Raw genomic sequence first — 12,900 nt, 5'->3', positions numbered from 1 at the left:
TTAATATTGGATAAAAAAGGAAAAATATACATTGGGTTAACTATTTTAGTGGTGGTGCTAATTGTAATTTTAGAATACAATAAACCACAAGAATTAAACTGGTTTCCTAGCTATGCTAAGCATCACAAAATTCCTTTTGGTTCTTATGTTTTGCATGAACAATTAGAGCGTATTTTTACTAAAGAAAATATAATTGATGTAGAGCGACCACCTTTTGAGTATTTAAATAAAAATACCATAAACGGCACGTATTTTTTTATGAATGCCGATGTTACTTTTGACAAAGCCGAGTTAGATAAACTTTTAAGCTGGACAGCAAAAGGCAACACACTAGCCATAGCATCTGAAACTATTTCTTCAAAAATTTTAGACACCTTAAATTTAGAACGCTCCTTTGTAAGTAATTTTGATAATATTAAAAACCAATATCAATTTCACCTTGAAGAAAGGACTCTAAAAACCAACGAAAAATACAGGTTCGACAAAGCTAATTTTGTTTACTATTTTAATAAAATAGATAGTTTAAACACAACCGTTATTGGGCAAGTTTCAAATGTTTCAGAAACAGACTCTGTAGTAAATAAACGTTATACAAACGTTATTAAACAACCTTTTGGCGATGGCGAAATTATAATTAATTTATTTCCGCAGGCATACACAAATTACTTTATGCTAGAAGAACCAAATTACAATTATACAGCTGGACTTTTATCGTACATAAACCCAAACGAAACCATTTATTTTGATAACCATTATAAATCTGGCAAAAAAATAGCCACGTCTCCACTCTATGTATTTTTAAAAGCCAAAGAGTTAAAATGGGCCTATTACATCATGCTAATTGGTGTTTTATTTTATATTCTTTTTGAAGGAAAACGAAAACAACGTGCAATACCTGTAGTAAAACCTTTGCGTAACCAAACACTAGATTTTACACGTACAATTGCAAATATGTACTATGAAAACAGTAAACATCAAGATATCGCTCAACATAAAATCCAACATTTTATGGATTATATTAGAACGCAATTACATTTAAATACAAATAGTATAGATGAGGCATTTTTAAAAAACTTAGCAGCAAGAAGCAATAACGATTTTGAAGCTACAAAAACGCTTTTTAAAACTATAGAAAACATTTCAAATCAAAAAAATATTTCTAAAGAAGCATTAGAAAAACTAAACACTTTAATAGAAAAATTTAAATCGCATAACACATGGAAAACCAAGAGTTAGAATTTAATAATAGAATCCCGTTAGAGGATTTAAAAAATGCAGCAAATGATATTAAAGCCGAGTTAGGCAAAGTAATTGTTGGCCAACAAGAATTTATAGAATTATTAATAGTTTCTCTATTTGCAGATGGTCACGTTTTAATTGAAGGTGTTCCAGGAATTGCAAAAACAGTTACAGCAAAACTATTTGCAAAGGTTTTAAAAACCGATTTTAGTCGTATTCAATTTACACCAGATTTAATGCCAAGTGACGTTTTAGGAACATCGGTTTTAAACATGAAAACATCAGAGTTTGAATTTCATCAAGGTCCTATTTTTTCTAACATTGTTTTAATAGACGAAATTAATCGTGCACCAGCAAAAACACAAGCTGCCCTTTTTGAAACTATGGAAGAACGCCAAGCAACTATAGATGGTACAACCTATCCATTTAAATCTCCTTTTATGGTTTTAGCCACGCAAAACCCAATTGAACAAGAAGGAACCTATGCTCTACCAGAAGCACAATTAGATAGGTTTATATTTAAAATAAAAGTAGATTACCCAAATCTAGAAGACGAAATTAAAATAATCCAAACGCATCATGAGCGTAAAGGAGAAAAGCCGCAAACACTTATTGAGCCTATTTTAAATGCTAATGATATTGCAACTTATAAAAAGCAAATACAATCTATTGTAGTTGAAGAAAAAATAATAAAATACATTGCCCAATTGGTTTCTAAAACAAGAAATCATCCACACTTATACCTTGGTGGTTCTCCAAGAGCCTCAATTGCAATATTAAATACTGCAAAAACTTTTGCTGCAATAAACGGAAGAGATTTTGTTACACCTGAAGATGTAAAAAAGACATTAAAACCTATACTAAACCATAGAATTATTTTAACACCAGAACGCGAAATGGAAGGCATGACTACAGAAAATGTTGTAGATATGATTGTGCAGTCTGTAGAAGTACCTAGATAACCACAAGCTAACACTTAAAACACGTTAAGCTTAACCTGGAATAAAACATGAAATTTATAAAATCACTTTACTTACACAACGGTTTCTTTGTCTATTTGGCAAGTGCATCAGTGTGTTTTTTATTATCGTATTGGATTCCTATTTTGTTTTCAATTGCATGGATAATTACTATTGTGATTTCTGTTTTATTTTTTACAGACCTACTTTTACTTTATCGTTTTAAAAAACCAATAACAGGAAGACGTTTATTACCAGATAAGTTTTCTAACAGCGACGAAAATCCTGTACCAATTACAATAACAAATAACTATCCATTTAAAACTGAAATTTCTGTTATAGATGAGTTACCGGTACAATTTCAAAAAAGAGATTTCGAGTACTTAACTCAATTACAGTCTAACGAAGTTCACGATTTTACATACAATGTTAGACCAGTAGAGCGTGGTGAATATTTTTTTGGAAATTTAAATATATACGCATCATCTACATTACGTATTGTAAAACGAAAATTTCAATTTCAAAACGAGCAAATGGTTGCTGTATACCCATCGTTTATTCAAATGCAGAAGTACGATTTTTTAGCCATGAGCAATAATTTAACTGCTGTTGGATTAAAAAAAATTAGACGTATTGGTAACACATCAGAGTTTGAACAAATAAAAGATTACATTCAAGGAGACGATTTTAGAACTGTAAATTGGAAAGCAACAGCTAAACGTGGCCAATTAATGGTTAATCAATTTCAAGATGAAAAATCACAACCTATATATTCTATAATAGACACAGGTCGTGTAATGAAAATGCCTTTTAATGGTTTAAAGCTATTAGATTATGCTATAAATTCTACATTAGCTTTTAGTAATGTTGCTTTAAAAAAGCATGATAAGGTAGGTATGCTCACGTTTTCTAAAACAGTAGATTCTTTTTTACCTGCTACACAAAAATTAACTTACTTAAATACTATTTTAGAACGTTTATATAATATAGACACACAGTTTTCAGATAGTGATTATGGTATGCTATATGCCCAAATAAAAAGAAAAGTCACTAACAGAAGCTTACTACTTTTATACACTAATTTTGAACACATTAGTGCTTTAAAAAGGCAATTACCATACTTACAAGCTATTTCTAAAAAGCACTTATTAGTGGTTGTAATTTTTGAAAACACAGAGTTAGATGAACTTATCTCTCAAGATGCCGAAAACCTTCAAGCTATTTATCACAAAACTATAGCCGAAAAATTTACTTACGAGAAACGCTTAATGGTAAAAGAGCTTCAAAAATATGGAATACAAAGTATTTTAACAGCTCCTGAAAAACTTACTGTAAATACCATTAATAAATATCTAGAAATAAAATCTAGAGGTTTATTATAAGTTTTATTTAACCTTGTTTTCTAGCTGTTAGTCCGTTAAAATGCTTTTTCATTTTAGATATTGTAATTTTTAATATATATTGCTATTGCTATTAATTAAATTCAAACAAACCCAATGAAACCATTAGGTCGTTCTATCCTTATTTTATTGTGCATAATTTTATCGCATGCCTCTTTTTCTCAAACAAAAAACAATCCTTGGTTAGTAAACTTTGGTGCCAATGCTATTAATAATCCTGTTCGCGATCAAGATTTAGATGGGCGCTTTAAAACCTGGAATTTAAACGCAGCAGGATTTAGATTATCTGTTGGCCGTTTAATTACCAATAAAGTAACATTCGAAAGTGTTTTTTCTCTAAACTCAATTGAAGAAAACACACCAATTAGTGAAGAACTTCAAGGAGTAGAATATCCATACATTTCTTTAGACGGTATGTTTAAATATCAATTTACAAAAGGTTTAGGTTTATTAGATCCATACGCAACTCTTGGTGGTGGTTATACATGGCTTGATACAATTGGAGCAGGAACAGTAGCTGGCGGTGTTGGCGTAAATATTTGGGTTGGAGACCGTTTTGGTTTTAATATACAATCTGTTTACAAACATGCTTTTAAAGAATATGGCTTACAACATTACCAACACTCTGCAGGTATTGTATTTAGATTTGGAGGAAAAGATACAGATGGCGATGGTATTAATGATGATGTAGATGCTTGCCCAGATTTATTTGGTATTATAGAAGCAAACGGTTGCCCAGATGCAGATGGCGACTCGGTAATTGATAGTGAAGATTTATGCCCTAATGATTTTGGACCAACAACTATGCGTGGATGTCCAGATAACGATGGTGATGGCACACCAGATAAGTACGATAAATGTCCTACTGTTAAAGGTGCTATTAACGATGATGGCTGCCCAAGAATTGACACAGATGGTGATGGCATTGATGATAGATTTGATAAATGCCCAAAACAACCTGGTGTTAAAGAAAACCAAGGTTGCCCTAAAGTTTTAACACCGCAAGAAAAACAACAACTTGCAAATTTAGAACGCCAAAAAAATTTAGATAGAAATGCTAAAATTAAACAACAAGTTACTAACGATATTAATAATTATTGTAAAGCTATAGTTTTTAACTACGGAAAAACCTCACTAAGTCCAGAAGGAAAAAAAGCTTTAGATGAAATTTATAAAATTATGAATCTTCAAAAAAACATGAAATTTCATGTTACAGGTCATACAGATAATGTTGGGTCTAAAGCAACAAATTTAGCTTTGTCTGAAAAACGTGCAGCCTCTGTAAAAAACTATTTAATTACAAAAGGCATTAGCAATAGTAGAGTAACTTCTCAAGGTTACGGTGAAGAAAATCCAATAGCAGATAATAGTACTAATGAAGGACGTATTAAAAACAGAAGAATTGAAATTTACATAACCAATTAACAATTGGTTTATAAAAAACTACAATTGAGACATATAAAATATTAAAAGCATACAACTTGTAAGATATTTGGAATATAAATAACAAATAAAACTTATTATTATGACTTCTATTAAAACAACTTACAACAAGAATAGCAAAACTTTACTTTTAAGCTTTGTCATATTATTTTTCTCATTTTTTAGTTATGCACAAGAAAGCAACACTTACAATGTAACAGTTACCATTAATAACGTAAAAAACAGTAATGGCGTGGTACTTTTAGGCTTACATAACAATACAACTTTCATGAAAACAAAAGCATTAAAAAATGTTAAAAGTAAAATAGAAGATAATAAAATACATATCACTTTTAAAGATGTTAAACCCGGTGATTATGCGATAATGGCTGTACATGATGAAAATGAAAATAATCGTATGGATTTTGATTCTAGTGGAATGCCAAAAGAAAGCTATGGTATGTCTAACAACCCAATGAGTTATGGTCCTCCACAATATGGTGATGCTAAATTTACGGTTACAGATAAAGATTTAAAGTTAAACATAAGATTTTAACCAACCATTGTTTAACAAAAAAAAGGAGACCAATTGGTCTCCTTTTTTTACATTCCAAAATAAAATTTATACTTTAAATACTTTTTCCTAACCAAGCATTCATCATCCAAACTGTTTTTTCTTGTTCTGTAATTAAATCACTCATCATTGCACTTGTACCTTCATCATTAGCATCACCAGCTTTATCAAGTATTTGACGTTCAATTTTTAACAATTCTGAAATAGAATCTACTATTAACTGTACTGCTTCTTCATCTTTCGAAATATTTTTTCCTACAGGCACTTTTGCACTTTGTAAGTAAGCTTCAAAAGTATGCAAAGGCGTTTCACCTAAAGTTAGAATACGCTCTGCTAAAGCATCTACTTTTGCATTGGCATCTGTATAAAGTTCTTCAAATTTAACATGTAAATCAAAAAAATTCTTCCCTCTTATATTCCAGTGAATTCCTCTTAAATTTTGGTAGTACGTTTGAAAATTTGCTAATAAACCATTTAAATCTTTAGCAATGTCTTTTGTTTTATCTGTATCTAATCCTATTCTATTTAGTGTCATATCTATCTAATTTTTATTTAATTCAAAATTACTCTAAAATAAATAGTATTTACAATAAGCTTTATTGATAGATTTTATATTTTTATAGCCTAAGATTATACAGGATGACCATAACTCAATTAACGTACGTATTAGCTGTTGCAGAGCACCAAAATTTTACTAAAGCTGCAGAAAACTGTTTTGTAACGCAACCTACCTTAAGTATGCAAATTCAAAAATTAGAAGACCAATTAGATGTTTTAATTTTTGATAGAAGTAAAAAGCCAATTGAATTAACAGATGTTGGAGCAAAAATTGTAAACCAAGCTCGAAATATTGTAAACGAGTCTTACCGTATAAAAGATATTGTAGATCAACAAAAAGGATTTATAGGAGGTGAATTTAAATTAGGAATTATACCAACTGTAATGCCCACGTTGTTGCCCATGTTTTTAAAAAGTTTTATAAAAAAGTACCCTAAAGTAAAACTTAAAATTGAAGAACTTACAACCGAGGAAATAATCACTCGTATAAACGATGGCCATTTAGATGCTGCTATTGCTGCTACACCGTTAGAAAATGAAAATATAAAAGAACGTGTACTTTATTTTGAACCTTTCACAGCTTATGTTCCTAAAAATCATAGACTAGCAGAAAAGAAAAAATTAGAAGTTGCAGATCTTGAAATTGAAGACATGCTACTTTTAGAAGACGGCCACTGTTTTAGAGATGGCGTTATTAATTTATGTAAAGTTTTTAAAGACCATACAGAGGATAGTTTCCAACTTGAAAGCGGAAGTATAGAAACATTAATAAGACTCTCTAACGAAGGTTTAGGGATGACATTATTACCATACTTACACACACTGGAAATGGGAGAAAAAGCGAAGAAAAATCTACACTATTTCACAGAGCCATCTCCAGCACGAGAAGTAAGTATTATTTATAATAAGAGTGAATTAAAAATGCAAATTATTGAAGCGCTACAAGAAGTAATTTCTGGCGTTATACGTGGTGCTATTGCATTTCAAAATGTTCAAATTATTAGTCCGTTATCTAAATAATTACAAAGCAAAATTCACGTATACAGAAAATCTTTGTTTAGATTCTACATTACCACCAAATAGTTTTTGACTTATTGGTAAGGTATAACTTGCACCAAAAATAAAATTTTTAATTGCTACCTCAGACCCAAGAGAACCATTTAAAATGTTACCATCTGTACCATTCAATGTTTCTCCATACTGCTCTATAGCATTATATACATCTCCAGACACACCTACAAAAGGCATTATATTCACTTTTTCTGTAGAGAAAGCTGTATATGCATTTAAAGCATAACTAAATTGGTTACCAAATTGGTATTTATTTTTATTCTCTCCTTTTAAATAATAACTTAAAAGTGTATTTACACCTATTTTATTTCCGCCGTAGTTATAACCTACCGATAAGATACCATCAAAACTTCCTGTTCCAACTTGAAAACCAGGATTAACATTATCTGCTAGACGTTCTTCAAATTCACCTGTTGGTAATTTAACTCCTAAACCAAATTGTAATGAATGTCCTGAAGCTTCCTTTTCTCCATTAAAATTCACAACATTTTCATCTTGCTTTTTATAAAAATTAAGTTTATACCAACCAATTAAACTACTATCTCCTAAGCCAGAAATATTTTCTGTAGCACCGTTAAATGTTCGGTTTAAGTCTTGATACGGCAAATTAGCACTAATATAAATTGTTTTAGTAATGGGAATTTGTGCCCATAGTTGATAGGTATTAAAAGTCTCTTTACTTTTTGGAGAGTTTTCAAAAATTCCGTTTTTAGATTCAAAATTTTGATAGATGTACCTTATACCTATAAAATTAGCATTACTTAAAGTGCCATAACCAAAGCTACCACTACTTGTTGCACAACCACACAAATCGCAAAAAAACTGATGGTTATTATGGTTTTTACATGGCTCTAAATTGTTATGTGCATTTAAATTTTGAAATTGAAAGAGTAGTATACTCAATACTAGTATTAGTTTATTAAAATTCTGCAAAGCGTTCATCGTTTAAAAATTCGTAATCTGTAAGTGTTTTTAGAAAAGCTATTAAACTTTCCTTTTCATAATCTGAAAGGTCTATACCATATGTTCCATCATCTTTAAGCAATGACTCGTCTACATTACCATTATCTGTAATACCAGAATTATAAAACTCTAAAACAGCTTCTAATGTAGTAAAACGCCCATCGTGCATGTAAGGATAACTTACTTCTACATTGCGTAAGCTAGGCACTTTAAACTTGTATAAATCGTTGAGATTATTACCTATATTATAGCGACCTAAATCGTTTAATTGTGGATTTATAGATAACCCATTATTTCTAAAAGTTTGATCTGTAAACAAACTTGAAGCATGACAACCAGCACATTTAGTCTCAAAAGTACTTAAGCCATTTGCCTCTAAAGCTGTGAATGTTACATTGTCTTCATTTCTAATAAACTTATCATATTTTGAATTAGAAGAAACCATAGCAACCATAAACTGAGATAGTGCTTTTAGCATATTTTCTGTATTAATTTCACCATCATTAAAAGCACGTGTAAACTGCTCTTGATAATATGGTTCTGCACTTAGTTTTTGAATGATATTACTAAGGCTTTCTCCCATTTCTAACTCACTCGTAATTGGAATTATGGGTTGTAAGTCTAAATGAGAGGCAGAACCATCCCACATAAATGAGGTTTGGTACGCTAAATTTTGAATAGGCTGTGCGTTTCTAAAACCAATACCACCATTAACTCCATGACTTAAATTATGGCCGTGATGTGTAAAAGCAAAAGCTTGCTCATGGCAAAATGCACAAGCAATAGCATTGTTTGAAGATAACTTACCTTCATAAAATAACTTTTTTCCAAGCTCGAAACCGGCTTGGGTAATTGGGTTATTATCTAAATTGTAAATGATATCTGGAAAGTTTGAAGGTGTTTCTATTACCATAGGTATGGGTTCGTAAACCGCAACTTGAGACTCGTTAGAGCACGAAACACAACACACTATACCTAAAAGAAAAAAGATTATTTTTTTCATAATATTATAGTTGTAATAAAACCATTGAAGCGTTTAAGCTTCAATGGTTTAAATTATATTTAATCGTTATGTACATGATGAACCTCAAACATACCACTAATATTGGTAGCTATAATTGGAGTTTCTACTGCATCAACATGTACTTGGTCATATCCATCTGCAAAATTTACTGTTGTAGTACCATCAAAAACTTTAGAGATATCAGATTTTATATGAATTTCTGGTGAAGCATCATGTCTTACTCTAACCGTATTTGGAAAACTTAAACTAACTTCTTTATAATTATCTAATGAAGAACCAACACTTCCCATGTGGATATTTAAAGGTTCGTTTGCTACTGTATTATTGCTATATGTTCCATCTATTCTAATAAACTTATAGCCTGCTGCCCAACTCCATAACATACCTTTAGCTTCAGCTAATTCTAAAAAGTCTCCTTGACCTTCTGCTCCTAATGCAAAACGCTCTTGGTCTATACCTATACCAAAAGTAACTTCTGTATAATCTGCAGCGTCTACATTATTTAGTGTAATATAAATTTCACCAGCGTTATTACCATCTGCTTCATCAACAATAAAGGCATTGTTTTCTACTGGATACATAAATATATTACCGTTACTATCTTTTACTCTAATATTACTTATAATATATTTTAAGTTATCTACTTTGTAAGACTCATTATTTGATTTGTTATAATTAGTACCAAAAATGAAATCTTGATCTCCTACTCCATTGTCAAACTTTAAGGTTAATGTTCCGTTTTGTCCTGATAAATCTTCAGTATTGTTTGCGTCGTCATCTGATGAGCACGCAGAAATTATTGTGCATAGCAAGAGTGCAAATGCAAATTTTAATGTTTTCATTTGTATAAATTTTAATTGTAATAGTTTTAAAAGCTTTGGTTAAAGGTCATAACCAAATGAATGTAAAATTTACACTATAGGAGGTTTAAAAGAAAAAGATTCAAAAGAGTAAGCATATAAATTTTGATACGCAGGCTCAACTTGAATTAAATTAATAAGAGAATTACTTTTTAAGTTATTATAATTATAGTTTGTAAAAAAAACTGGAAAAAAAGATTCTGCTAATGTATTTAAAGCAAGATCTATATCATTATCATTAGTTGGAGTAGTTGCAGTTGCCAATTGTTTTGCGAGATGGCATTTACCATTACATTGCAATTGTGGTTTTTCCTTATTAATACAATAGGTTTCAATAATGTAATCAATATTTAATTGAAAATATGCGACATAACCAGTAAAGAAAAGCGGCCTTACTGCAAATGATATAAAAAGAAGTATCGCAAAAATTGATTTCAATTTTTTTTTTTACAAAGGTAAAACTGAAAATATAATTTTGCTAATAATAAGTCATTAAAAAAGCGACTAAAAGTCGCTTTTATTTATGCTTTTAAATAGATTAGACATTGATTTAAATCTGGATTGTCATGAACTAAAGATTGTATATATATCTTAAGTTCCTCAATTTCGTAAGGTAACAAACGTTGAAGTGCTTTTTGTACTTCCTTGCAAAACAAGTTAGCATCAAAACTAACTTTATTTAGTACAGTTTTAGTGTACTCAAACATTGCTCTTGCCATAGTTATTATTAGGTTTAATTTAGTAAAAGTAAATTTCTTGAATAGGCAAACGGTTTATAAATTCGATTAAAAGTAGTGAAAATTTTAATTTAAAAACCTGTCACATCAAATTTTAACAGTTAAAAAAATCATAAAATCTGTTTTTAGAACCTGTTATCTCCATCTATTAAATTACCTATTCCTCCTAAAATACTACCTTCTCCTTTACTGTTTCCGCCTTTTGGTAAACTTGCAATTACTCTATTAGCTAAACGACTAAATGGTAACGATTGAATATAAACTGTACCTGGACCTTCTAGTTTAGCAAAAAATAAGCCTTCACCTCCAAATATGCTGTTTTTAATACCACCTATAAACTCTATATCGTAATTTACATTATGCGTAAAACCAATTATACAACCTGTATCTACTCTTAATGTTTCTCCTGCTTTTAATTCCTTTTTAGCAGTTGTTCCTCCTGCATGAACAAATGCCATACCATCTCCTTCTAATTTTTCCATTATAAAACCTTCGCCTCCAAATAAGCCTCTGCCAAGTTTTTTACTAAATTCTATACCTATACTCACTCCTTTTGCTGCGCATAAAAAAGCATCTTTTTGGCAAATAAATTTACCGCCACACTCGGCTAAATTTATAGGTATAATTTTTCCTGGATAAGGTGATGCAAAAGAGACATTACGTTTGCCAGATAAAGTGTTATAAAAAGCAGTAATAAATAAACTTTCTCCTGTTAAAATTCTTCGGCCTGCACCAAGTACTTTGTTTAAAAAGCCTTTGTCTTTTTGAGAACCATCGCCAAAAATAGTTTCCATTTTAATACCATCATCCATCATCATAAAGCTTCCAGATTCTGCTATTACAGCTTCTTGAGGGTCTAGTTCTATTTCTACATATTGCATTTCTTCTCCATAAATGCGATAATCTATTTCGTGTGCTGTCATGAGTTTTTAATTTTTATTGATTAATATATTGGTATAAAAATATTGGTTAGCGTTACAACAATTTAATTTTTTACTCTTACAGACCACTCAAAATTAAAAGTAGATACAACAACTCCATCTTCATTTGTACCTATAGCTTGCATCCAAAAAGTTTGACCATCTCCAGTTTCTATTGTTTTTTTTAAAGCGTCGTCTATTAAATGTCCATCGTTGCATGTAAATACAATTTTACCAGTTGCTTTTTTGGTAAATGTTGCATTGTTATTAGATACTAACATAGAAACTTTTTTTCCAGATGTTCTAATTTTACCTAAAACTAATGCTCCTGTAGATAACTCTGCTGCCATACCTTGTACTGCCCAAAACATTGAGTTAAATGGGTTTTGATTTATCCAACGGTGTTTTACTTTAACAGTACATGAGGTTTCGGTTATAGACTTTACTCTAACGCCTGTTAAGTATACCGATGGTAACTTAAACATATTAAATGCATTAATTTTTTTTGGTGTAAGCTTCATATATAATTTATTATTTCAACCAAATCTATTGAAAAAATCTAACAAATCAATATGTTAATTTTTTGTTAATTTTTAGTACTATGCGTAACATAATACCTTTTTTTAGACATATATTTGTATAAGAAACTATTATATGCTTTTAAAATGAACCAAAATAACCACAACAATATCGCTACATTCATTCATTTATCTACCTTTTCGAGGTTTATAATACCATTTGGAAACTTTCTAGGTCCTGTAATATTATGGATAATGAATAAAGAAAAGTCACAATTTATAGACACACATGGTAAGCAAGCCATTAATTTTCAAATAAGTATTTTATTATATGCTTTAACTATAGGAGTGCTAACTGTGCCGTTTTTCGCTTTTAACATTTTACACGATATAAACTTTCTAGACTTTAATTTATTTAATGGTATCCATATAGACATGAGTGAGCCTTCACCTCTATTTTACATTGGTGGATCTTTAGGTTTTTTAGCCGTTATAGGTTTTATATTAGAAATCATATTTATAATTAAAGCCAGTTTAAGTGCTAGAGATGGTGAATTATATAATTACCCATTTACAATAAACTTTATAAAATAAAATCAATCGCTTTGTAAAAAGCATCATCAATAATCAATCAAAAAATGAACAGTTTAACAAC

General features: G+C 30.2%; 15 protein-coding genes. 7 read left to right on the top strand and 8 right to left on the bottom strand.

From position 1 onward, the window contains the following. The first annotated feature begins 6 nt into the window (after positions 1-6). The 5 genes from LACAL_RS09675 (at position 7) to LACAL_RS09655 (ending at position 5,576) form a co-directional block, all read left to right on the top strand. Positions 7-1,236, top strand: coding sequence for a DUF4350 domain-containing protein (locus LACAL_RS09675; protein WP_013870545.1), 1,230 nt, complete (start codon positions 7-9; stop codon positions 1,234-1,236). Beyond that, a complete protein-coding gene (locus tag LACAL_RS09670; protein WP_013870544.1) occupies positions 1,218-2,201 on the top strand; it encodes a MoxR family ATPase in 984 nt (327 codons plus the stop codon). The genes LACAL_RS09675 and LACAL_RS09670 overlap by 19 nt, the downstream gene beginning before the upstream one ends. A 47-nt stretch (positions 2,202-2,248) precedes the next feature. Continuing rightward, positions 2,249-3,580: a DUF58 domain-containing protein gene (locus LACAL_RS09665; RefSeq protein WP_013870543.1), complete on the top strand. Its 1,332-nt coding sequence runs from the start codon at positions 2,249-2,251 to the stop codon at positions 3,578-3,580. Positions 3,581-3,694: 114 nt separating this feature from the next. Further along, positions 3,695-5,023, top strand: coding sequence for an OmpA family protein (locus LACAL_RS09660; protein ID WP_013870542.1), 1,329 nt, complete (start codon positions 3,695-3,697; stop codon positions 5,021-5,023). A 100-nt stretch (positions 5,024-5,123) separates the two neighbouring features. After that, positions 5,124-5,576, top strand: a complete 453-nt coding sequence (locus LACAL_RS09655) for a DUF2141 domain-containing protein (protein ID WP_013870541.1) — start codon at positions 5,124-5,126, stop codon at positions 5,574-5,576. Positions 5,577-5,649: 73 nt separating this feature from the next. Here the strand turns inward: LACAL_RS09655 and LACAL_RS09650 are convergent, their stop codons facing one another. Further along, positions 5,650-6,129, bottom strand: a complete 480-nt coding sequence (locus LACAL_RS09650; protein WP_013870540.1) for a Dps family protein — start codon at positions 6,127-6,129, stop codon at positions 5,650-5,652. A 104-nt stretch (positions 6,130-6,233) separates the two neighbouring features. On the opposite strand from LACAL_RS09650, the gene LACAL_RS09645 reads away from it, so the two are divergent. Then, positions 6,234-7,172 carry a hydrogen peroxide-inducible genes activator gene (locus LACAL_RS09645; protein ID WP_013870539.1) on the top strand — a complete coding sequence of 313 codons (939 nt, stop codon included), beginning with the start codon at positions 6,234-6,236 and terminating at the stop codon, positions 7,170-7,172. Here the strand turns inward: LACAL_RS09645 and LACAL_RS09640 are convergent, their stop codons facing one another. The 7 genes from LACAL_RS09640 to LACAL_RS09610 all read right to left on the bottom strand — a co-directional run bounded on the left by LACAL_RS09640 (position 7,173) and on the right by LACAL_RS09610 (position 12,248). Continuing rightward, positions 7,173-8,126: a hypothetical protein gene (locus LACAL_RS09640; RefSeq protein WP_013870538.1), complete on the bottom strand. Its 954-nt coding sequence runs from the start codon at positions 8,124-8,126 to the stop codon at positions 7,173-7,175. Positions 8,127-8,142: 16 nt separating this feature from the next. Then, positions 8,143-9,189, bottom strand: a complete 1,047-nt coding sequence (locus LACAL_RS09635) for a cytochrome-c peroxidase (protein ID WP_013870537.1) — start codon at positions 9,187-9,189, stop codon at positions 8,143-8,145. 59 nt (positions 9,190-9,248) lie between these two features. Next, positions 9,249-10,052, bottom strand: coding sequence for an MbnP family protein (locus LACAL_RS09630; RefSeq protein ID WP_013870536.1), 804 nt, complete (start codon positions 10,050-10,052; stop codon positions 9,249-9,251). A 69-nt stretch (positions 10,053-10,121) separates the two neighbouring features. Next, the gene (locus tag LACAL_RS15315) at positions 10,122-10,508 is read right to left on the bottom strand and encodes a hypothetical protein (protein ID WP_013870535.1); all 387 of its coding nucleotides are present in this window, start codon (positions 10,506-10,508) and stop codon (positions 10,122-10,124) included. A gap of 83 nt (positions 10,509-10,591) precedes the next feature. Continuing rightward, positions 10,592-10,789 (bottom strand): hypothetical protein, encoded by a 198-nt coding sequence (locus tag LACAL_RS09620; protein WP_013870534.1) that lies wholly within the window; start codon positions 10,787-10,789, stop codon positions 10,592-10,594. Between the two features lie 143 nt (positions 10,790-10,932). Next, entirely contained in the window at positions 10,933-11,730 is a 798-nt protein-coding gene (locus LACAL_RS09615; RefSeq protein WP_013870533.1) for a TIGR00266 family protein, read from the bottom strand. A 62-nt stretch (positions 11,731-11,792) separates the two neighbouring features. Then, positions 11,793-12,248 (bottom strand): DUF4442 domain-containing protein, encoded by a 456-nt coding sequence (locus LACAL_RS09610; protein WP_013870532.1) that lies wholly within the window; start codon positions 12,246-12,248, stop codon positions 11,793-11,795. Between the two features lie 144 nt (positions 12,249-12,392). Here LACAL_RS09610 and LACAL_RS09605 point away from each other — a divergent pair, with 144 nt between their 5' ends. Continuing rightward, a complete protein-coding gene (locus LACAL_RS09605) occupies positions 12,393-12,839 on the top strand; it encodes a DUF4870 domain-containing protein (RefSeq protein ID WP_013870531.1) in 447 nt (148 codons plus the stop codon). Positions 12,840-12,900 lie beyond the last annotated feature (61 nt).

The sequence above is a fragment of the Lacinutrix sp. 5H-3-7-4 genome (assembly GCF_000211855.2).
Lineage (GTDB): Bacteria > Bacteroidota > Bacteroidia > Flavobacteriales > Flavobacteriaceae > Lacinutrix.
The sequence above is the reverse complement of the archived record's forward strand: the minus strand, read 5'-3'. Positions and strand labels throughout refer to the sequence as shown.

Excerpts from the sequence above, each read along its gene's own strand:
- LACAL_RS09670 (WP_013870544.1), top strand. The coding sequence starts at position 1,218 with ATGGAAAACCAAGAGTTAGAATTTAATAATAGAATCCCGTTAGAGGAT.
- LACAL_RS09665 (WP_013870543.1), top strand. The coding sequence starts at position 2,249 with ATGAAATTTATAAAATCACTTTACTTACACAACGGTTTCTTTGTCTAT.
- LACAL_RS09660 (WP_013870542.1), top strand. The coding sequence starts at position 3,695 with ATGAAACCATTAGGTCGTTCTATCCTTATTTTATTGTGCATAATTTTA.
- LACAL_RS09655 (WP_013870541.1), top strand. The coding sequence starts at position 5,124 with ATGACTTCTATTAAAACAACTTACAACAAGAATAGCAAAACTTTACTT.
- LACAL_RS09650 (WP_013870540.1), bottom strand. The coding sequence starts at position 6,129 with ATGACACTAAATAGAATAGGATTAGATACAGATAAAACAAAAGACATT.
- LACAL_RS09645 (WP_013870539.1), top strand. The coding sequence starts at position 6,234 with ATGACCATAACTCAATTAACGTACGTATTAGCTGTTGCAGAGCACCAA.
- LACAL_RS09635 (WP_013870537.1), bottom strand. The coding sequence starts at position 9,189 with ATGAAAAAAATAATCTTTTTTCTTTTAGGTATAGTGTGTTGTGTTTCG.
- LACAL_RS09630 (WP_013870536.1), bottom strand. The coding sequence starts at position 10,052 with ATGAAAACATTAAAATTTGCATTTGCACTCTTGCTATGCACAATAATT.
- LACAL_RS09620 (WP_013870534.1), bottom strand. The coding sequence starts at position 10,789 with ATGGCAAGAGCAATGTTTGAGTACACTAAAACTGTACTAAATAAAGTT.
- LACAL_RS09615 (WP_013870533.1), bottom strand. The coding sequence starts at position 11,730 with ATGACAGCACACGAAATAGATTATCGCATTTATGGAGAAGAAATGCAA.
- LACAL_RS09610 (WP_013870532.1), bottom strand. The coding sequence starts at position 12,248 with ATGAAGCTTACACCAAAAAAAATTAATGCATTTAATATGTTTAAGTTA.
- LACAL_RS09605 (WP_013870531.1), top strand. The coding sequence starts at position 12,393 with ATGAACCAAAATAACCACAACAATATCGCTACATTCATTCATTTATCT.